General features: G+C 55.4%; 19 protein-coding genes. 11 read left to right on the forward strand and 8 right to left on the reverse strand.

Annotation, left to right across the window (positions count from 1 at the left end):
• Positions 1 to 31 precede the first annotated feature (31 nt).
• Positions 32 to 952 (reverse strand): proline dehydrogenase family protein, encoded by a 921-nt coding sequence (locus BA6348_RS24145; RefSeq protein ID WP_005830024.1) that lies wholly within the window; start codon positions 950 to 952, stop codon positions 32 to 34.
• Positions 953 to 1,189: 237 nt separating this feature from the next.
• Between BA6348_RS24145 and BA6348_RS24150 the strand changes: the two genes are divergently transcribed.
• From BA6348_RS24150 to BA6348_RS24160, 3 genes are read left to right on the forward strand one after another with little or no spacing between them, the layout of a single operon-like run.
• Positions 1,190 to 2,920 (forward strand): sigma-54 interaction domain-containing protein, encoded by a 1,731-nt coding sequence (locus BA6348_RS24150; RefSeq protein ID WP_026558233.1) that lies wholly within the window; start codon positions 1,190 to 1,192, stop codon positions 2,918 to 2,920.
• Positions 2,911 to 4,053, forward strand: coding sequence for a winged helix-turn-helix domain-containing protein (locus BA6348_RS24155; RefSeq protein ID WP_025845416.1), 1,143 nt, complete (start codon positions 2,911 to 2,913; stop codon positions 4,051 to 4,053). Before BA6348_RS24150 ends, BA6348_RS24155 begins: the two co-directional genes overlap by 10 nt.
• Positions 4,054 to 4,112: 59 nt before the next feature.
• A complete protein-coding gene (locus tag BA6348_RS24160; RefSeq protein WP_122952696.1) occupies positions 4,113 to 5,360 on the forward strand; it encodes an MFS transporter in 1,248 nt (415 codons plus the stop codon).
• Here BA6348_RS24160 and BA6348_RS24165 read toward each other — a convergent pair.
• Together BA6348_RS24165 and BA6348_RS24170 are read right to left on the reverse strand one after the other, a co-directional pair.
• Entirely contained in the window at positions 5,332 to 5,778 is a 447-nt protein-coding gene (locus BA6348_RS24165) for a PQQ-dependent sugar dehydrogenase (protein ID WP_007783381.1), read from the reverse strand. The two genes, BA6348_RS24160 and BA6348_RS24165, sit on opposite strands and share 29 nt — an antisense overlap.
• Before the next feature lie 443 nt (positions 5,779 to 6,221).
• On the reverse strand, positions 6,222 to 6,842 hold the full coding sequence (locus BA6348_RS24170) for a PilZ domain-containing protein (protein WP_005830015.1): 621 nt from the start codon (positions 6,840 to 6,842) through the stop codon (positions 6,222 to 6,224).
• Positions 6,843 to 6,960: 118 nt separating this feature from the next.
• Here BA6348_RS24170 and BA6348_RS26930 point away from each other — a divergent pair, with 118 nt between their 5' ends.
• Entirely contained in the window at positions 6,961 to 7,134 is a 174-nt protein-coding gene (locus tag BA6348_RS26930) for a DUF5325 family protein (protein WP_005830013.1), read from the forward strand.
• A gap of 11 nt (positions 7,135 to 7,145) precedes the next feature.
• On the opposite strand, the gene BA6348_RS24175 is transcribed toward BA6348_RS26930, so the two are convergent.
• Both BA6348_RS24175 and BA6348_RS24180 read right to left on the reverse strand, forming a co-directional pair.
• On the reverse strand, positions 7,146 to 8,201 hold the full coding sequence (locus BA6348_RS24175) for a tetraprenyl-beta-curcumene synthase family protein (RefSeq protein ID WP_025845411.1): 1,056 nt from the start codon (positions 8,199 to 8,201) through the stop codon (positions 7,146 to 7,148).
• Between the two features lie 62 nt (positions 8,202 to 8,263).
• Positions 8,264 to 9,196: a response regulator gene (locus BA6348_RS24180; RefSeq protein ID WP_005830010.1), complete on the reverse strand. Its 933-nt coding sequence runs from the start codon at positions 9,194 to 9,196 to the stop codon at positions 8,264 to 8,266.
• A gap of 344 nt (positions 9,197 to 9,540) precedes the next feature.
• On the opposite strand from BA6348_RS24180, the gene BA6348_RS24185 reads away from it, so the two are divergent.
• Genes BA6348_RS24185 through BA6348_RS24195 form a run of 3 tightly spaced genes read left to right on the forward strand, consistent with a single transcriptional unit; the run spans position 9,541 to position 12,968 of the window.
• Positions 9,541 to 10,488: a TAXI family TRAP transporter solute-binding subunit gene (locus BA6348_RS24185; RefSeq protein ID WP_005830008.1), complete on the forward strand. Its 948-nt coding sequence runs from the start codon at positions 9,541 to 9,543 to the stop codon at positions 10,486 to 10,488.
• 6 nt (positions 10,489 to 10,494) lie between these two features.
• Positions 10,495 to 11,028: a DUF1850 domain-containing protein gene (locus BA6348_RS24190; RefSeq protein ID WP_005830006.1), complete on the forward strand. Its 534-nt coding sequence runs from the start codon at positions 10,495 to 10,497 to the stop codon at positions 11,026 to 11,028.
• Positions 11,025 to 12,968, forward strand: a complete 1,944-nt coding sequence (locus BA6348_RS24195) for a TRAP transporter permease (RefSeq protein WP_122952697.1) — start codon at positions 11,025 to 11,027, stop codon at positions 12,966 to 12,968. The genes BA6348_RS24190 and BA6348_RS24195 overlap by 4 nt, the downstream gene beginning before the upstream one ends.
• Before the next feature lie 101 nt (positions 12,969 to 13,069).
• Here the strand turns inward: BA6348_RS24195 and BA6348_RS24200 are convergent, their stop codons facing one another.
• Positions 13,070 to 13,981, reverse strand: a complete 912-nt coding sequence (locus BA6348_RS24200) for a CvfB family protein (protein ID WP_005830003.1) — start codon at positions 13,979 to 13,981, stop codon at positions 13,070 to 13,072.
• A gap of 190 nt (positions 13,982 to 14,171) precedes the next feature.
• Between BA6348_RS24200 and BA6348_RS24205 the strand changes: the two genes are divergently transcribed.
• A complete protein-coding gene (locus BA6348_RS24205) occupies positions 14,172 to 14,951 on the forward strand; it encodes an undecaprenyl-diphosphate phosphatase (RefSeq protein ID WP_005830002.1) in 780 nt (259 codons plus the stop codon).
• A 51-nt stretch (positions 14,952 to 15,002) separates the two neighbouring features.
• Here BA6348_RS24205 and BA6348_RS24210 read toward each other — a convergent pair whose 3' ends face one another.
• Together BA6348_RS24210 and BA6348_RS24215 are read right to left on the reverse strand one after the other, a co-directional pair.
• A complete protein-coding gene (locus BA6348_RS24210; protein WP_005830001.1) occupies positions 15,003 to 15,209 on the reverse strand; it encodes a hypothetical protein in 207 nt (68 codons plus the stop codon).
• A gap of 80 nt (positions 15,210 to 15,289) precedes the next feature.
• A complete protein-coding gene (locus BA6348_RS24215; protein ID WP_005829999.1) occupies positions 15,290 to 15,628 on the reverse strand; it encodes a toprim domain-containing protein in 339 nt (112 codons plus the stop codon).
• A 154-nt stretch (positions 15,629 to 15,782) separates the two neighbouring features.
• Here BA6348_RS24215 and BA6348_RS26935 point away from each other — a divergent pair, with 154 nt between their 5' ends.
• The 3 genes from BA6348_RS26935 (at position 15,783) to BA6348_RS24225 (ending at position 18,810) form a co-directional block, all read left to right on the forward strand.
• A complete protein-coding gene (locus BA6348_RS26935; protein WP_007783398.1) occupies positions 15,783 to 15,941 on the forward strand; it encodes a hypothetical protein in 159 nt (52 codons plus the stop codon).
• A gap of 163 nt (positions 15,942 to 16,104) precedes the next feature.
• Positions 16,105 to 17,352 carry an MFS transporter gene (locus BA6348_RS24220; protein WP_005829996.1) on the forward strand — a complete coding sequence of 416 codons (1,248 nt, stop codon included), beginning with the start codon at positions 16,105 to 16,107 and terminating at the stop codon, positions 17,350 to 17,352.
• A 123-nt stretch (positions 17,353 to 17,475) separates the two neighbouring features.
• Positions 17,476 to 18,810, forward strand: a complete 1,335-nt coding sequence (locus tag BA6348_RS24225; RefSeq protein ID WP_007783402.1) for an ammonium transporter — start codon at positions 17,476 to 17,478, stop codon at positions 18,808 to 18,810.
• The last annotated feature ends 3 nt before the right edge of the window (positions 18,811 to 18,813 follow it).

The raw sequence follows: 18,813 nt of genomic DNA on the forward strand, positions 1-18,813 counted from the left end.
TTTCGGAGGTGTCTTCTTTAGCATGCCCGCCTTACTTCGTAAACATTCCTTTGAGCACGAACTTCACGTTTGCCGGGCTTTCTGCCAGACGACGCATGAAGTAGCCGTACCAGTCGTTGCCGTATGGGACGTAGACGCGCATTTTGTACCCTTCACGAGCGAGGTCGATTTGGGATTGGGTGCGAATGCCGTACAACATCTGGAATTCAAACTGGGTGCGCGGAATGTTGTATTCTTTTTCCAACTGCTTCACATAGGCGATAATGTTGTCGTCGTGGGTTGCCACCGCAGCGTATCCGCCGTTCAGTAAATGCTGCTTGATGATTTTTTTGTAGTTTTCGTCTACATCGGCCTTGTTCGGGTACGCTACTTCCGGCGACTCCTTGTAAGCGCCTTTTACCAGACGGAAGTTCACCTTTTTGTCCTTCAGGCTGTCGATGTCGTCGGATGCCTTGTACAAATACGCCTGAATCACGGTTCCCACGTTTTCGTATTCTTCCAGCAGCTCGTTCAAAATTTCCATCGTTACATGGTTGTGTGCGTAGTCTTCCATGTCGATCCGCACGAAAATGTTGCCGTTTTTCTTCGCCGAGTCGAGAATGCGGCGCATGTTGGTCATGCACAGCTCACGGCTGATGTCCAGGCCGAGCGAGGTCATTTTCAGCGACAGGTTGCAGTCTACGCCGGACTGGTGAATCGCTTCCAACGTTTTGATGCAGTAGTCAGCAGACTCGTTTGCTTCTTCCAGGCTGAAAACAAATTCCCCCAGATGGTCGAGCGTGCACACAAGACCTTGCTGGTTCAGTTTGCGAACGGCGGCGATGGCTTCTGCAATCGTGACACCGGATACAAAGCGGCCGGCCCCGAAGCGCAGGCCCCATTTTTTAGCAGCCGCGTTCAGTGCTTTGTTTTTGGATAAAAATAAGAAAAAATCTTTCATGGCTTGTTCCATCGTTGACTGTCTCCTCCTCAACGTACTCTGCGTCATTTGTACTAGCATGAACCATGCCAACACATCCTGGTAAGCTATATTTGACTTTGCCAATGGTTACGGAACACGAATGCTGTACATACTTTTCAACACATATGTACATTTCGTGTCTATCCTTGTACACTTCTGATTAGATACGATTCGCAGCAGGCAAGAGCCAGTTCCTTTTACCTGTTAGTGTGGATAGGAAGTGACGATTTGAAACCTCTCTTTTCAATGGATAGTGTTGTCTCTGACTTGGCCGCTCCCGTGAATCCTGTCGATGTCAAAATACGCGAAGGCGAAAAAGAAGGTGTGTGGCAAGAAGGCGAGCGTGCCGTAAAGGTGCTTGTCGTCCCCCGGACAGCTACGCTTGCGCAATGCCTGGGGCAAATCCGTCAGGCGCTCGCTTCCGCCCATTTGCCCACGCTGGCAGTTGTCGATGAAGCAGGACGTGCAACAGGGATTGTTTTGCCCCAGCAACTACTGGAGGCATTTGCCAACCTGGCCCAAAACCAGTCTGTTTTGCTCAGCACCTTGATGGATACGATGAGCGAAGCGATTACGATTGTGGACTCCAACAACATCGTCCAGTACTGGAACCGGGCAGCGGAAACGATTTATGAGATCGACCGGGCGCAAGTGCTGGGCACTTCACTCGACGAGCATTTTGCCAGCGAGTCCATCCGGCTCCTCGACGCCTTACGCCAAGGCACGTCAGTCCAACGGGTTTACCACATTCCCCGTCCAGACAGCCACGTCCTGATTAACGCCGCCCCGATTCGCCAGGGGGGGCAGATCATCGGGGCGATCTCCATCGAGCAAGATATTACGGAGCTTGTCCGCCTGAATGAAGAGTTGGCGCACACGACCGCACACTTGCACAATCTGCAGCAGGAAATGAGCAGGTTCCAGGCGGCCGACGACCCTTTTTACGCGATCAAAGGGCATTCTGCCCCCATCCAGTCTGCCATCAGTTCGGCCAAAAAAGTCGCGCAGACCGATGCCACCGTGCTGATCTACGGCGAGAGCGGCGTAGGCAAAGAATTGTTTGCCAAAGCGATCCACCAGGCCAGTCGGCGGCGGGAAAAGCCGTTTGTCGCGATTAACTGCGGAGCGATTCCGGCTGCCTTGTTCGAAAGCGAGCTGTTCGGCTATCAGGGCGGAGCTTTTACGGGGGCGGAGAAAAAAGGCAAGCCCGGCAAGCTGGAGCTGGCGCATGGCGGCACGCTTTTCCTCGACGAAATCGGCGAGCTGCCCCTGGAGTTGCAGGTCAAGCTGCTTCGCGCCCTGCAAGAGCGGCAGTTTTACCGCGTAGGCGGAACCGAGCCGATCACCGTCAATACCCGGATCATCGCAGCGACCAACCGCCAGCTTGAGCAGATGGTGGCCGACGGACGATTCCGCGAAGACCTGTACTATCGGCTCAACGTGTTTTCGCTGGAGATTCCTCCGCTGCGTGCGCGGCGCGAAGATTTGCCGGAGCTGGTGCAAATTTTCATCCACGAGTATTCCGTCGCGCACGAGCAAGCCGTCCCCCGCATCCCGTCCGAAGTCATGCAGGCGCTGTACGACTACAGTTGGCCCGGAAACATCCGGCAATTGCGCAATGTCATCGAACGGCTGTCGATCCTGCAAGAAAACGGCGTCATCTCGCCGGAGCATTTGCCAAGCGTCATCCGCTCCCAGCCCGAACCGATTGCCCCTGCTTCCTTCGCCTCGCTGGGCGGTGCGTACACAGCGCCTGCTGCGTTGCATCCGGCCCCGGCCACTCCGCTTGCCCTGCACCATCCGGCAGGACCAACGGAAAAAGAACGGGTCATCGCCGCTCTGGAGCGCACGTACGGCAACAAAAAGGCGGCTGCCGAGCTGCTCGGCATTTCGCGCGGCACTCTTTACAATAAGATGAAGAAATACGGTCTTGATGGGGAGTCGTTCAGATGGAATTGATCGCCTGGGAGGATGACAAGCTGGAAGTTCGCTACGGTGGGGAAGGCATTGTGCTTTTGCCGAAGGAATACGCTTTGCTGAAATATTTGTACACGTGGAAAAACCGGAGCTTTTCCCGGGAAAGCCTGCTCGACGCCGTATGGCCGCTGGAGGACCCGACTGACCGCACGATTGACGACCACATTTACCGGCTGCGCAAAAAGCTGCAAAAATGGTCGCACCTGTTCACGATCGACACAGTGCGGGGAGTCGGCTACCGGCTGAGCTGGAAGCAGCATCAGCCGCCCCAGTTGCATGCCTGGAAGCAGGACTTTTCGGAAAGTATCCGCACGATGCTGTCCGCCTATCACGGCATGGGGATGGGCGCGGCCCTGCAAACTCTCGCGGCCAACCAGGAAGTGCTCGGCTTTCAGTTGGACCCTTTTTACGCCATCTACATCCGCTTTGTCACGGGCGACTTTGCCTGGTTTGTCGCAGACGACGACACGCCCCTGTCGGAAAAGCTGTTTTATCTTTTTCACCTGTATCACATGACCGAAATGGATGCAGAGCAAACCGCCAAGCTGTTCCAGACCATCGTCAAACATCAGGCGTCCATGCCGCAAATTTTTCAGGATGAGCTGCAAATCAACGCAGTCGCCCTGTATGCCAACATGGGGGAGTGGGAGCTGGCGCAAAAGCAGGTCGCGCACGCCCGGACGATCGTCGAGCAGATGGATTCGGACAGCTTTACCTTGTTTTTGCTGGCGGGCGAAACATGGCTTGCGCTGCTGTCCGGATCGGTCGAAAAAGCCGAGGGGCTGCTGCAGCAAGCATTTGCCATCCTGCACAGGCTGCCGATGCAGCGTGAGGTGGGCAGCTTCAAGCTGCTGCAAGGGCTTTGCCAGTATCGCCAGCAGGAGATCGCCAAAGCGCGGCGGCTGGTGGATGAAGGAGTCGAAGTCATCCGGGCCACCCAGTTTGTCCCGCACCTGATCTACGCGGTGCACAACATCCTGCTGTTTTTCCGCCACGTCCCTTGCGATGCCAAATGGCAGAGCCGCTACGAAAAAATGTGGCACGACTTGGCTGTGCAGTACCAGTTCGAGCATTTGAAAAAGTCGGTCGTCCACAAGCTTTCTGCCCTCTTATGATACGCCTCTGACAAATCCCTTTTATCATCGAATCAGTTCGAAGCGATGGAGGGATTTTTTTGCTTACCGAAAACAAGACGTTTCGCACGCTGCTTTTCGCTTACGGGCTGTCTACGCTAGGGGACTGGTTCGACTTTATCGCGGTCGCCATCTTCCTGGGCTACGTCTGGCATGCCGATCCGATGACGATGGCGCTTTTGCCGATTGCGTATGCGGCTCCCGGCATTTTGCTCGGACAATTCGCCGGGGTGCTGGCCGATCGTGTCCATAAAGTACGCATGATGATCGCGGCAAATCTGATTCAGGCGAGCCTCACCCTGCTGTTGCTCGCCATGCCTGATCCGCTCTGGTTTCTGCTCGTCATCGCCTTGCGCTCCTGCGCTTCCGTCTTCAACGATCCGGCTCAGCAAACCTTGACGCGGCAAATCGTCGCACCGGAGCAACTGCTTCAGGCGACCTCGCTGAACGGAGCCGTTTTCCAAAGCGGCAAGCTGATCGGTCCACTGATCGGCGGGATGGTCGCCGCCATGGTGACACCAGCGCTCTGCCTCATCATCAATGCCGTGAGCTACCTGCTCTCCGCCGTCTTGCTTTTGACCATTCGCCACGTGGAGAAAAAGCTCCCCCGCCCCGCTTCGTGGGAAAAAACGATTCCGTTTCGCCTCGCCTGGCAGGAAGGCTGGGCCGTGTTTTTGCAAAACCGCGTCTTGCTGTTTAGCTCGCTTTTTTCCTTGCTGGCGATGATGGCGATTCAGCTTGCGGACGCGCAGTTACCTGTCGTGTTCAGGGAAAAAGTGCCGGGGCATCCGGAGGTCGTCGGGTATTCCGTCAGTGTGATCGGGCTTGGGGCCTTGCTCACGATCACCTGGCTGCATCGGCGCAAAACGATTCGCTCGTTCGGCTGGGTGCTTGGGGGCGGCGTGCTTTTGATCGGCGCGTGCTTTGCCTGGATCGGCCTGTTCCAGCCGGGCGGCGGCATCCACTGGCTGCTGGCGGCTTCGCTGCTCGCTGGCATCGGTACGGGACTGACTTCGGTCGGCACCAACTACCTCGTGCAAAAAGAAACGCCCACGCACGCACTCGGCCGAGTCAGGGGCATTATTGATTCGCTGTCCAGCGCGACGTTTATTGTGGCGCCGTTACTGGGCGGCGCACTGATGACCTGGCTCGGGCCGGCGCAAGCCTTTTTGTGGGTCGGCTCGCTGGTCGGGGCTGTCGGCGGCGGGGCGATTCTTTTGCAGCGCTGGATTTGGGGCAAGCGCGACGCAGACACTGCCGCTACGGCTGCTGCAAAACAAGCCGGATGATCCGGTCATCCCCGTCTCTCGGCTCGCCGCGCCCATCGCGGTTGTTGGTCAAAAGGTAGAGCGATCCATCCGGGCCTTCCACAACATCGCGCAGGCGTCCTAGCTCATTGGCAAAAATCGTGGACGCCTCTGTGACGGCATCGGCGCGGCCAGGGTCCAGCTTCACGCGCAATAGTTGCTGACCGCGCAAGTTCGCAATGAGCAACTGCCCTGCCCACGGCCCTTGGCGGACAAAAGCCATGCCAGACGGTGCCCATGTCTCGTCTTTGCTTTGCCAGATCGGAGTTCGCATCCCTTGCTGCTCCTGATCGCCCGTGATCGCGGGCCAGCCGTAGTTTCCTTTTGGCTCGATCCGGTTCAGTTCATCGTGCGCCGACGGGCCGTGCTCGGAGCTGTACCACCTCGCGATTCTTTTCATGCCATCCCTCCTTTGGGTTTGATCCAGTGCGAATCAGGCAGCATTTTCGCTCGGATTCGTTCGTCCGGCGCTTGTCCAGCCCGGGCAAAAGAGCCTCGCCAGCAAACAAACTGCCTGTGATGGCCGAACCGCTTTGCGTACATCGGCTCCCACATGGACAAGAGAACTTGTTCCGTGCCAACAGCCGCCCGCTCCCATGCAGCACGATGACGGCAAGCAATTGAACGGACACTTCAAAACGGACAAAAGACTGAGAGATCAGAATGAAAATGACGTTATACAGACAAAGCTTCGCGAGCCAACGTTTTTGTTCCTCTTTTTGCTGAACAAAAAACCTGCCCCCTAAATCCGAAGACGCCCCCATCGCCACTACCCCAATCATTTCTAACGAAGCGGCCTGATTGCAAAAAAAAATTGGTCCCGTTGACCAATTCGCGAAAAAATTATTCGATTTTCACTTGCCTGCGTTCCTCGATTTGCCTGTGCAAAATGTACTTGCGCAAATTGTGGAAATGCCGGGCCGTGATTGCTTTGATCGTGCAGCCGTAAAAGTAGTGGGGGCCTTCAATCCGTTCGTGAATGACTTGCAGCTCTGCCTTTACTACCCCGTCCGGCCTGTTTCGTCCGTACAGCTCAAAAGAAAACACAATGGCCTGGTCGATCGGGACGGGCTTGTCTGCCCGAAACGCCAGTCCTCCAAGGCTCAAGTTCACCAAATAGGCCATTTGACTGTACACGGAAAAAAACGAATCCGGCTCCTGAGTCGGATATTGCACCCAGCCTTTTACCTCCATGTCGAAGCGGGGATAGCGCCTACGCTGCTCGCGGAACTCGCTGATCGTAGGCGAATGGAACAAAAACAGCCGATTTTTGTCCTTCGCCACCACGACGGCATCAAAATTGCTGATGGTTTCATAATCAGCGGTCAACAAGCAAGGAATCTGATCGCCGACAGTCACTTCCAGGTGACGGGGGAAAACCGCTTCGATCAAGTCTCCTTCTTCATATGTCACATGGCCTTCCACCAATTGATTCCCTTTTCTAATTTGTATAATGCTTTCCATCTACGTTCTCCACCACTTCGTACAGTAATTTACTAGGTTTTCCGGAATCTTTCCCTTGATGCTTTTCGCGGAAAATAAGGTATAATGGGAACATTGACAGATAGGAGGTTACAAACCGATGAATCGTTATCAAATGGTAACACTGGCTTTGGCATTTTGCGTAACCGCCTGTCTCATCGGAGTTGGCATTTCCATCGGGGAAAAAAGCCCCCTCGGCATCCTTGGTTGTATCGTTGTTGCCTTCTCATTGATGGGATTTGGCTTTTCGTACAAGCGCAAGCATATGCGCTAACCTCTTCTCCGTTATCGCCGTACAAGCAGGCTGTTCACGTAAAACAGAACAGATGGCAAACCTTTTGCCTGTTTCAGCAGTTGTCTAGCGATAGTATAAATGTGTGGCTGACTGCGGTTTACTTTGCGATCAGCCAGATAAAATGCGACCAGCCCGTCCACGATCATACGGTGAAATGCAGGATTTGGCAAGCGTTTAACGCTTGCCTTTGCTTGTTTAATGAAAAATTGCAAGCGCTCCGTCGCCACCTGCTCGGAATCGTAGTAGCTTACGAAGTTCAAGTCCCCGCCCAGTCTGTCTTCCTCCAGGTCAATCAAGTAATCCAGCAGTATATGTAATCCGCAAAGCCACGGAAAATAAGCCTCGCTGACCGTGTTGATCGTCTCCTCGCTGACATCGTCCTCTGTCGCCAGGCAAAACAGGGCAAAAATCCCGATCGTCGAGCCTGTTACCGCCGCAAACTCCTGCCATTGCAAATAGTCGTATCGCTCCTTGTACTCATCCCACCAGGCCAAAAGCTCGCCCTCGCGCAAATGCTGGGCGATGTGCTTGTGCACTTGCAGATCGCTGTACAAACAGGAAAAGACGAGCACTTGCGGCTGAATCTTGCTGTAAGCGGGCAACTGTGCTGCATACCGCTGACAGGTTTGCACCAATCCGGCCAAAAAGCCTCCGTCATCCTTGTCCTCGCGGTATTGGTAGTAATCGCGCAACGGCGCTCCAGGTGTCAGCGCATCCTGCATCGAGAAATGCAGTTGCCGAAAGTCTTTTGGGTCCAGTGAAGTGCTGCGATCGCACAAATTGTCCAGATAGTCGCTGATCGTCTGGTAAGCGACGATCAACGGCACGATCGTCTCCACGTACGGGATGACCTGCGCGGCGTAGACGCATCCTCCCTGGCAATGAAATTTTTTGGAGTTCATGCTGTCCTGCGCCTGCTTCCTGAGCTCCGGGTTGGGAATCGCCTGGGCTCGCTCGTACCAGGCTGCAAACTCCCGCTCCAGAACAGGCTGAACATGACGATAGACCCGATATAGTAACTGCCATGGATTGCGTAGTTCGCTCACATGCTTCCCTCCCAAAACAACAATAGAAATATCTTACCACATTTGCATGCGCACTCCAAAAGTCACCCTTGCAATACCCCTAGCCTTCTTTTTGCTTCCATGTAGAGGACGTAGATGAATTTTTTCGTGTGAATGCGGGTGGGAGGAATCGACATTTCCACCTGGTTTTCCAGCTCGCGCATGCGCTTGCGGACTTCCGTGAAATCAAAAAACAGGGCCGCGTAGCTTTCAAACTTCGGGTGGCCAAAATCGGTCAGCCCGAGAGAGGCGAGGTGCGTCAAAGCTTGATAGATCACTCTTCGCACTCGCTGCTCGGCTGCTTTGCTCTCTTTCTGGATCAAGGCAGCCGCTCCTGTTCCCAGCTTGCGCTCCGCCACGGCGGCGAACATGTCGCGCAGCGAAGGGAGCTTCGCCTCGGTGCCGTTGTCCTTTTCGAAGCGATGCAAAATTTCCATCATCGCCAGCAAATCTTTGCTCCCTTTTTCGCTGATGACGCCAAGCTCGGTCAAAAGAAAGGTGGCCGAAGACAAAATGCTCCGCTCCGAATAGGCGTGCTCGACAGGCCGCGTGAAAGCCGTCTGCGCAGACAATACATGCAGGGTGCGCTGGATGCCCTCGATGGATTGCTGCAGCAAGATTCGCTCCCGCACCTTTTGCAATACGCTGATGACCTCCAGCCGATTCACAGGCTTCGTCACGTAGTATTCAATCCCGAGCGAATACGCCTCCGCGATCAGCTCTTTCGACTCGATCTGCGAGATCATGACGATTTTTCCCGTGTAGCGGTTCAACTGCCGGATCGTCTCGATGCCATCCCGCTTGGGCATCAGCATGTCGATCAGTAAAATGTCCACCTGCTTCCAACTCAAAAAATCATGGTCAACGAGGGAGCCGTCCTCCGCTTCCCCGCACACCTCTCCCAAATCGGCATCTTCAACGATTTGAGCGAGCATGAATCGCACAGCAGCATCGTCGTCCACGATGAAGTAGCGCATCCGTCCACCCCTTTTTCGAATCAGACTCGCGACTGGCAAACCGTCGCGGGTATTTTTCTTGTGCATGGCCGATGATGCAGCGTATTAACGTGAAAGAGCGAAAGTCGATACAAAAACACCGTACGAAAAACCAGGACTGACAAAGATGGCGGCAAGCATAATTTTTCAAAATAAAAAGATAATTACCCTGATCCAATCTGTTCTGCACAAGACGAAGATGGGGAAGCACTGCCTTTCCTATTTTACTATATTTTTCTATAGGTTATTGTAGTTTTTTCTAGTCGTCCCCTTACAATTCGTAATGAGCGATATATACATAATTTTCTGACAAGTGTGAATTGTTTTTGAAAAAGCGTTCTGTTCTCTTCTCGCTCATCTTGCTTCTCTCCATGGCCTGGATGACCGCATGTGGCGGCGGCAGCCAGCAACTGGTGATCGCGACAGGCGGCACAGGCGGCACGTACTATCCGCTCGGCGGCGGAATGGCCGACCATATCACGAAAAACGCCGGCGTGACAGCCACAGCGCAGGCTACGGGCGCCTCTGCCGAGAACATCCGGCTGCTTCGCGACAAAAAAGCGGATATCGCCTTTACGCAAAACGACATCGCCGAATACGCCGCAGCGGGAACGAACATGTTTCAGCAAGATGGCAAAATAGATTCGTTCCAGGCTTTGGGCGCTCTGTACGACGAGACGATTCAGATCGTCGTCTCGGCTGACAGCAACATCAAAAGCGTAGCCGATCTGAAAGGAAAGCGCGTCTCTGTCGGCGCTCCGGGCAGCGGTACGGAGATCAACGCCCAGCAAATTTTGGAGGCGTACGGGCTGACATTCGACGATACGCAGTTGCAGCGGCTCTCGTTTGCCGACTCGGCCAAGGCGATCCAGGACGGCAAGCTCGACGCCGCGTTCCAGACTGCCGGGACTCCAACTGCCGCCATCACCGAGCTGGCTGCCACGACAGGCGTGAAAATCATTCCGATCGACAACGACAAGATCGACGCGATTATCGCCAAATACCCTTACTACGTCAAAACAACCGTTCCTGCGAATACGTACCAGACCGTTCCCGAGGAAGTCACGACCGTGTCCGTCAAATCCATGCTGCTGATCCGCTCCGATCTCGACGAAGACCTCGTGTACAAGGTGACAAAGGCGATTTTCGATAACACCGACAAGCTCGGCCACGCCAAGGCCAAGGAGATCAAGCTCGACAGCGTGCTCAGCGGCGTCAGCATTCCGATCCATCCCGGGGCGAAAAAGTACTTTGACGAAAAAGGCGTGAAGTAACAGCGTATGGCTGCAATCCGGTCTGCGGCTTTTGGAGAGAGGCGGAATCTGTTCCGCCTTTTCTCCTTCCTGGCTTTGCTTTTGCTCGTCATCGTCGCTGTCATCCCGCTTTTTCCCGTCTTGGTGGTGCGCGACAGCACGAGCAACGAAGTTCTCTGGAGCCACCGCATCGCGCAGGACGGCTCCTTCGGCATTCGCTGGACTCATTCTATTCATCGTTCTACCGTCGAAGAGCGCTATCGTCTGGAAGCCGGGCAGATTGTCCTCGTTAAGCTCCGCTTTCACGACTACGGCATTGGCATGGAAAACGAACTGGCCGCAGGCGAGGAGCTGGCGCTCGCAGACGGACAGTTCGAAGTGCGCAACATGCACCGCGCCTTCCCCGCGCTCCATCTGTTTATCGGACAGGTTCGGGCGAATCATACGTTGCTTTTCGCCGGACAAGAGCTGCCGCTTCGCTCGATTGGCAAGCCCGGAGAGGCTGTCGTCATTCAGGCGGAAAAGCGATCCATTTTAAGCGAGTTAGGAGGTTACGAATGAGTACAACGAACATCAACCAGCAGGAAGTGGAAAAACTCATCGCGCAATACGACAAGGAATCCGCCACACGCCAGCTCGCCGGGCCGATGAAATGGATCACCTTTTGCCTGTTGGTCCTCTTTTCCCTCTACCAGCTTGCAAGCACGCTTTTCCTCGTCCTCCCGCCGCAAATCCATCGGCCGATCCATCTGGCGTTTGGACTTTGTCTCGTCTACCTGCTCTACTCAGGAACCGCCAAGGGCGACAAAGGAAAGGTCGGGCTCGTCAACATCGTTCTCGCTCTCCTGGGCGTAGCCGTCACGATGTACTGGGTGTTTGATTATGAGGGACTGGTCACGCGGACGGGCAACTACACGACATTGGACATGGCTGTAGGCGGAATCGCCATCCTGCTCGTGCTGGAAGCGGCGCGCCGCGTGGTCGGCATCCCGATCACCCTGATCGCCGTCATTTTTCTCGTCTACACGTATCTCGGCCCGTACATGCCGGGCTTTTTGCAGCATCGCGGCAGCGACCTCGACCGGATTATCGGCCACAGCTACTACACGTTGGAAGGGATATTGGGCACGCCGCTCGCCGTCTCGTCGACGTTCATTTTCCTGTTCGTGCTGTTCGGCGCGTTTCTGGAAAAGACAGGGGTAGGCGAGTATTTCAACGATTTGTCGCTCGTCATTGCCGGCAGACGAATCGGCGGCCCGGCCAAGGTAGCGGTGTTTTCCAGCGCCTTGCAAGGGACGATCAGCGGCAGCTCCGTCGCCAATGTCGTCACCTCTGGCGCCTTCACCATCCCGATGATGAAGCGGCTCGGCTACCGCTCGGAATTTGCCGCAGCCGTCGAAGCGTCCTCTTCCACAGGCGGACAGATTATGCCGCCCGTCATGGGGGCCGCCGCCTTTCTGATGGCGGAGTTCATCGGCGTGTCGTACCTGGAGATTGCCAAATCCGCGGCTTTGCCCGCGATCCTGTTTTTCGTGGGCATCTGGATCATGACGCACTTCGAAGCGAAGCGGCTCGGCCTGCGCGGCTTGACACAGGAAGAGCTGCCCGACAAAAAAGCCGTGCTGAAAAAAATGTATCTACTCCTGCCGATCGCCATTATCATCGCCGCCTTGATGATGAATATTTCCGCCGAAAACTCCGCCATCATCGGAATCGTCTCAACCGTCGCAGTCGGCGCTTTTCGCAAAGAGACGCGCATGTCGGTTGCCGACATCCTCGAAGCGCTCGCCTCTGGCGCCCGCGTCGCTCTCGGCGTCGTGGCGGCGACGGCTTGCGCGGGAATCATCGTCGGTACGATCACGCTGACGGGCATCGGGCTCAAGCTGGCGAACGGACTGATCGACCTGGCAGGCGGGCAATTGTTCCTCACGCTGTTTTTCACGATGATCGCTTCCTTGATCTTGGGCATGGGGACGCCGACTACCGCGAACTACATCATCACCTCAACCATTGCCGCTCCCGCGCTGATCCAGTTGGGCGTGCCCGCGATCGCCGCTCATATGTTCACGTTTTACTTCGGGATCGTGGCTGACATTACGCCGCCTGTCGCGCTGGCCGCCTTCGCCGCATCGGGCATCGCCAAGTCCAAGCCGATTCTCACCGGAGTGGAGTCCACCCGACTTGCCATCGCCGCCTTCATGGCTCCTTATATTTTCGTCGTCTCGCCTGCGCTTTTGCTGATTGATACGACTTTTACCGAGTCGCTCTGGGTGATGTTTACTTCTACCGTCGGCATGATCGGGGTCGGGGCAGGGCTGATCGGATACTGGATGGCAAAAATGAATCTGCTGGAGCGGCTGCTCGCGGTCGCCGGAGGTGTGCTTGCCGTCATTCCCGGCCTCGCGACTGACATTCCTGGCTTCATCCTGCTCGCGCTCGGTTTTTGCTTCTCCTACTACAAAAGCCGCAAGCAAAAGCAGCAGGTGCAAGTCACTCCCTAGCCGGACGGCTTTCGCGCATGCTTCCCATGCTAAATTGAAAAATCCCTCCCGGCGCGTCCCCTATGCTTGCAGCAAGCAAAGGGCGCGGGGGAGGGATTTGTTTATTTTTCGTCGTCGCGGCGGATGATTTTCGTCCAGCCGTCAACCTGTTCCACGCGGCGCTCCTTCATGAGCTTGCCGAGCGCCCGTTTGAAGCTGGACTTGCTCATCTGGAATTTTTCGCGGATGATATCAGCTTCCGTACTGTCCGTGTAAGGCATGGCCCCGTCACGATTAATCAAATAGCGCAAGAGCTTGTCCGCATCCTCGCCGTACTGCACTTCCTTGCGCTCCTTCATCGAGCCGTTCAGCCGCCCGTCTTCGCGCACGTAGCTGATGCGGCAGCGAATCGTCTGGCCCAAGCGCAGGCGGCCTACCATCTCGTCGCGGTGGATAAACAAAATATGGTCGTCCTCTGTCAGCAAAAACGCCCCTGCTGCAATGACCTTGTAGACGGTACCTTCCACCTGCTTGTTTCGCATGCTTTCGTCAGCGGGCACGGCGATTTTCGTCACTTCCGCTTCGGTTACAGGCTTGGCGAGCAGCCGTCCGAGCTTGTCCTGCTTCAATGTCACCAATATTTGATCGCGCGGGCGCGGCCATTCATCGGCGAGCTTTGGCAGGTCATCGACAAACAGCAGCAAATCTTTTTTGATCCCGTTGTCCAAAAACACGCCCATCCGCGGCGATACATCCACGACCTCCAGCCAGCCGTACTCTCCCATGCTGACATAAGGCATGTCCATCGTCGCTGCCAGCCGATTTTCGTGGTCGTGGTACAAAAACACTTCTACTTCATCGTCTACATGCAGACGCTCATGCGCTTCCTTTTCATGCAAAAACACTTCATCGTTGCCCTCGCGCAAAAAATAGCCGATCTCCGTTTTGCGCGCCACTGTCATGGTAAGCGTCATGCCCGCCTGCAGGCTTCCCGTCGCAGCCAACTGCGGCTCGCGTTTTTTCTTTTTGTGCATGGTTGTTTCTTCCTCACTCTCTTCCTATATGCACACTAACTATACCCATCCCGGCCGGGAAAATACCACAACTTTTTTTGCTCAGGCCGCCCCCAAAAGGCAAGTCTTGTCTCCGTGAACATACATATGACAGTAAGGCCCGGCTTGTACCCGGTTTCATTTTGCCAACAGACAGGAGTGACCTATGTCCATGCTCGTTCTCTTGGAACATATTTTCCTCGGAATCGTCCAGGGATTGACGGAGTTTTTGCCGATCTCCAGTACAGGCCATCTCGTCTTGTTCAGAAAGCTGTTCGGCATGCAGGAAGTCGGTCTGCTCTTCGACACGATGCTGCATTTCGGGACGCTGATCGCTGTCGTGATTGTATTTTGGCCGCAGATTCGCTACATCGTCTTAAACCCGTTTTCCAAGCTGACGAAGCTGCTCGTCGTCGGCACGATTCCTACGGCGGCGATCGGGCTTTTGTTCGAAGACTACTTCGAGGAGATTTCGCGCACCGGAATCACCATCGGCTGGGAGTTTCTCGCCACGGGCGCCATTTTGTGGGCCGTTGAATCCATGCGACGGGGCGAGCGCAAATTCGACGACATTCGCTACACGGATGCGCTCATCATCGGCACGCTGCAAGGGGCTGCGATCTTGCCCGCGATTTCCCGTTCGGGGCTGACGATCGCCGGAGCGCTCATGCGCGGAATCGACCGCGCCGACGCCGCGCGCTTTTCTTTTTTGATTTCCTTGCCTGCCATCTTGGGGGCATGCGTGCTGCAAACAGCCAAGCTGGCGGCTGCCCCGCTCGATACCGCGCTGCTCATCCCGATGCTCGTCGGAACGATGTGTGCCGGACTGGCCGGGTACGTCGCCATTCGCTGGATGCTGAAAATTATCAGCACAGGCTCGATGAAGGGCTTCGCTGTCTACGTCTGGGTATTGGGCGCTTTGATTCTCGCCCTCCAGTTTTTCGGCTGGTAGTCAGGAGAAAAGTGGAAAAAGGAAAAAGCCGGCTGCGCCAAAGCCGGCTTTTCATCTGCTTTCTTCCTTGTCAGGGTAACGGCTGGCGACCAGTTTGCCTACGAGCAAAATAATGCCGTAGAAGGCGGTAGCCAAGAGGGACGTCGCCAGCCAGGTCGCTGTACCCAGCGCGAGATAGAGCAGCGCATGAGCAATGAAAATGCCCAGCAGCCACATCAGGATGTTCATGCGATTTAAAAAGGTCATCAAGCCGCGCAATTGCCTTGCACCTCCACCAATCCATCTACTACTGTTATAGCCGATGGCGAGGTGTTTTATCCCCTGACGGCTTTCCAGCATCAGGAATCGAGGTTTACCACGGCAAATCCGGCCCGCTCCAATATTTCAGCCAACACAGGCAACGGCGTGCTCGCCACTTCCCTGTACATTTTCGGGGTGTAGAGATGCACAGCGTGCGGGAAATCGTCGGACAAGCTCGCCCGCAGTTTTTTGCCGCTGTCATCTTCATCGGTAAACAGGTACACTTCGTCTGCCGATTCCGCTTGCGCCAAAAGCTGCTCGCCTTTTTCCTGGCTGTAGGAGCCGTATGTGCAGTAGATGGTCACAGGCTCTGCCAGTACGCGGAGCAGTTGCTCCTTGTCTGTCTTCCCTTCCACGATAATGACACATCCTCCCATGCCATCCCCTCCTTTTTTACACAAACCTCTTTTCTCTATAGTATATCTTACGCTTCCACATAGACAGCCGCTCTGCGGGAAAATGTGGGACGATTACTTCTGCCGCTGGCTAGGCATCGTAAAACAGAAGCCAGATGATGAAGGGGGAAGCACCATGTCCAAGTTCAAAAGCGCGAAAAACTTGAACCAGAAAGGTTTGGCTGTAGCCGGACTGACCAGCAGCACCGTTGCGGACGACACGCATACCGACAACAACCAAGGCTCTTCCCGACAACAGCAGCACAACGAGCAAAACAACAGCACCCAAGGGTAAATTTTTTCAGCGGCTTCTTTCCGGAAGCCGTTTTTCATGAACGGAGCGCGCCTCTGGTTGAAACGGACAGCCAATCGTCTGATCGCTTCTTTACTTTCCCTCTTCGCCTTGCTACGCTTAGATCAAAATCTTTTGACTACGTACCATGACGGAGAGATTACACGTGGACTCATCCTCGGTCTTATGGAAAAACCGCTCGTTTTTGAAGCTGTGGCTGGCGCAATTGACAGCCAACGTCGGAGATCAATGCTACAGCTTCGCCCTGCTCTGGTATTTGCTGCAGGCGACCAAGTCGGGAACGGCACTCAGCCTGCTAGCGATCCCGGAAATGGTGGCCGGACTGCTTTTTTACCTGATCGGCGGCGTGCTTGCGGATCGGTACAGCCCCCGCCTGCTGATGGTCGGCGCTGACGTCGCCCGCATATTTGTAGCGATCGGCGTCGGGATCATGGCTGCTATGGGCATCGAGCAGTTTGCCTTTTTTCTCGTGGCGCAATTTTTGCTCGGGCTGTTTTCCAGCCTGTTTCAGCCCGCACGCACAGTTGCGCTCAAGTCTGTCGTTTCGGTTGAACAACTGGGGCGGGCAAACGCGATTTTGGACACGACCTTTCGCACCGTCCGGATTGCAGCGCCGATGACGATCGGGCTGATTGCCGCAGCCGTGCCGCTCTCCACCCTGTTTTTCGTCAATGCCGCCAGCTACATGCTCTCTGTCGTTTTCTTGTATACGCTTCGCGTCTCCCTGCACGATCAGGCGACAGCCTCCGCAGCGAAAATGACTCCCGGCCAGTACGTGCGCGACATTGCAGAAGGGGTGCGGGAATTGCGCAAAAGCCGACTGCTGCTCCTGGTCTTGCTGTTTAGCAATATGGGCTTTCTCGTCTGGCAGGTGTGCTACAGTGTCGGCTTTCCTTTTCTCGCGGAACGCATCCAGCAAGGGGACGGGAGTACGCTGGCGATGCTGATGGGCTTTTACGGCGTAGGCAACCTGCTCGGCAGCCTGTACATGTCGCGGGCGTACTATACGCGCTACTTGCTGGTCATTCTCATCGGGTGGACGCTGCAAGCGGGTGGCTTTCTCCTGCTCGCCACAGGAGGCACGGTGCATTGGCTCGCTTTTCTCGGAGCAGCCGTAGCCGGGGTCGGCGGACCGTTCATCGGCATCCCGACCGTCACGGCGATCCAGATCAAGGCCGCCAGCAGCAGCACAGGCAAAATTTTTGCGATCAACATGCTGATCTTTACGTTCTTCTCGATGCTGTCGAGCAGCCTTGGCGCCATCTGGCTGGGAAGCTGGCCAGTAGAACAGCTCTTTTTCATCAGCGGGCTGTTTCTCGCCGCGATGTCTGCGACAGGATTTTTTATCGACCAACGAAATTCGCGCCAACAACACCAATCCGCCTCTGTGTAGACAGAAGGATTGGTGTTTTCTGTTTCTTTGTGAAAAAAGAATTGCATTCCGTTTTTACGTGTCATATAATCTGACATAAATAAAATGAATGTCAGAATACCTGACATAAAAGGAGTGGAATGAATGGAACCGACTCTCACTGATCTATCGTCCGCCATTGATGCCACATGGGTCATGGTCTCGGCCATTTTGGTCATTCTCATGCAAGTAGGGTTTGCCTTGCTTGAGGCCGGATCGACCCGGATGAAAAACGCAGGCCACGTCGCAGGCAAAACCGTCCTCACCTTCGGCATTTGCTCCATCGCCTTTTGGGCGTTCGGCTTCGGTCTGACTTTTGGTGACGGCAACTCCTTCATCGGCTTATCCGGCTTTTTCTTCGACGGCTTGCAAAAGGACGCTTTCTCCGCCTTCTCTGCCGCTACGGTTCCGATCTCGATTCTCTTCCTCTTCCAGCTCGCCTTCGCGGCGGTTTCGCTGGCGATCGCCTGGGGCGGTTTTGCCGAGCGTGCCAAGCTGTCCGTTTACTTTATTTTCAGCGTATTGTTTACCGTCCTCATCTATCCTGTCGTCGGCCACTGGGTCTGGGGTGGAGGCTGGCTCGCCCAGCTCGGCATGCAAGACTTCGCCGGCTCCACGGTTGTCCATCTGCAAGGCGCCATCGTCGCACTCGTCGCTACCGTTCTGTTGAAGCCGCGCATCGGCAAATACAACCGTGACGGCAGCTCCAATTTGATCCCCGGCCACAACCAGGTGTACTCCGTGCTCGGCGTGCTGTTTCTGTGGATCGGCTGGTTCGGCTTCAACGCAGGCTCCACGCTCGGCAGCACCTCCGGCTTTTTCGGCTATGTCGCCGTTACGACTAATCTCGCTACAGCAGCAGGCGCTGTCGCCGCCCTCGCCATTTCCTGGATCGTCATGGGCAAAGCTGACATCCCGAGCATGCTGAACGGCGTTCTGGCCGCTCTCGTCGCCATCACTGCTTCGTGCGCATTCGTCGAGCCGTGGGCTGCCGTCGTGATCGGCGCAGTGTCAGGTATTCTTACATTCTATACTTCCATCTGGTTCGATCGCATGGGAATTGACGATCCGGTCTTCGCCTTTTCCGTTCACGGCGTAGCCGGAATCTGGGGCACGCTGTCCACTGGCCTGTTCGCTACGCCGGAGCTTGCGGAAAAAGTCGGGGTAGGCGGCGCCGGACTGTTTTACGGCGGCGGGCTGCACCAGCTCGGTGTACAGGCGCTTGGCCTCGCAGGCTCCATGGCTTATGTGTTTGTTGTAGCGTACGTCATTTTGTCCATCCTGAAAGCGACTATCGGACTTCGAGTCACAGAAGAAGAAGAGGTGGTTGGCCTTGACCTTAGCGAACACGGGGGATACGGTTATCCCGAACTACTGCAGCCCGAGCGCATTCGACCCTCTGCGTCCCAGCAAAGCGGCACCTCTCACACTCTCACCTGAGCA

The sequence above is a fragment of the Brevibacillus agri genome, from assembly GCF_004117055.1.
GTDB classification, from domain to species: domain Bacteria; phylum Bacillota; class Bacilli; order Brevibacillales; family Brevibacillaceae; genus Brevibacillus; species Brevibacillus agri.

Coding starts and splice junctions, on each gene's coding strand:
- BA6348_RS24145 (WP_005830024.1), bottom strand. CDS start 952: ATGGAACAAGCCATGAAAGATTTTTTCTTATTTTTATCCAAAAACAAA.
- BA6348_RS24155 (WP_025845416.1), top strand. CDS start 2,911: ATGGAATTGATCGCCTGGGAGGATGACAAGCTGGAAGTTCGCTACGGT.
- BA6348_RS24165 (WP_007783381.1), bottom strand. CDS start 5,778: ATGAAAAGAATCGCGAGGTGGTACAGCTCCGAGCACGGCCCGTCGGCG.
- BA6348_RS24170 (WP_005830015.1), bottom strand. CDS start 6,842: ATGGAAAGCATTATACAAATTAGAAAAGGGAATCAATTGGTGGAAGGC.
- BA6348_RS26930 (WP_005830013.1), top strand. CDS start 6,961: ATGAATCGTTATCAAATGGTAACACTGGCTTTGGCATTTTGCGTAACC.
- BA6348_RS24180 (WP_005830010.1), bottom strand. CDS start 9,196: ATGCGCTACTTCATCGTGGACGACGATGCTGCTGTGCGATTCATGCTC.
- BA6348_RS24190 (WP_005830006.1), top strand. CDS start 10,495: ATGGCTGCAATCCGGTCTGCGGCTTTTGGAGAGAGGCGGAATCTGTTC.
- BA6348_RS24195 (WP_122952697.1), top strand. CDS start 11,025: ATGAGTACAACGAACATCAACCAGCAGGAAGTGGAAAAACTCATCGCG.
- BA6348_RS24200 (WP_005830003.1), bottom strand. CDS start 13,981: ATGCACAAAAAGAAAAAACGCGAGCCGCAGTTGGCTGCGACGGGAAGC.
- BA6348_RS24205 (WP_005830002.1), top strand. CDS start 14,172: ATGCTCGTTCTCTTGGAACATATTTTCCTCGGAATCGTCCAGGGATTG.
- BA6348_RS24215 (WP_005829999.1), bottom strand. CDS start 15,628: ATGGGAGGATGTGTCATTATCGTGGAAGGGAAGACAGACAAGGAGCAA.
- BA6348_RS26935 (WP_007783398.1), top strand. CDS start 15,783: ATGTCCAAGTTCAAAAGCGCGAAAAACTTGAACCAGAAAGGTTTGGCT.
- BA6348_RS24225 (WP_007783402.1), top strand. CDS start 17,476: ATGGAACCGACTCTCACTGATCTATCGTCCGCCATTGATGCCACATGG.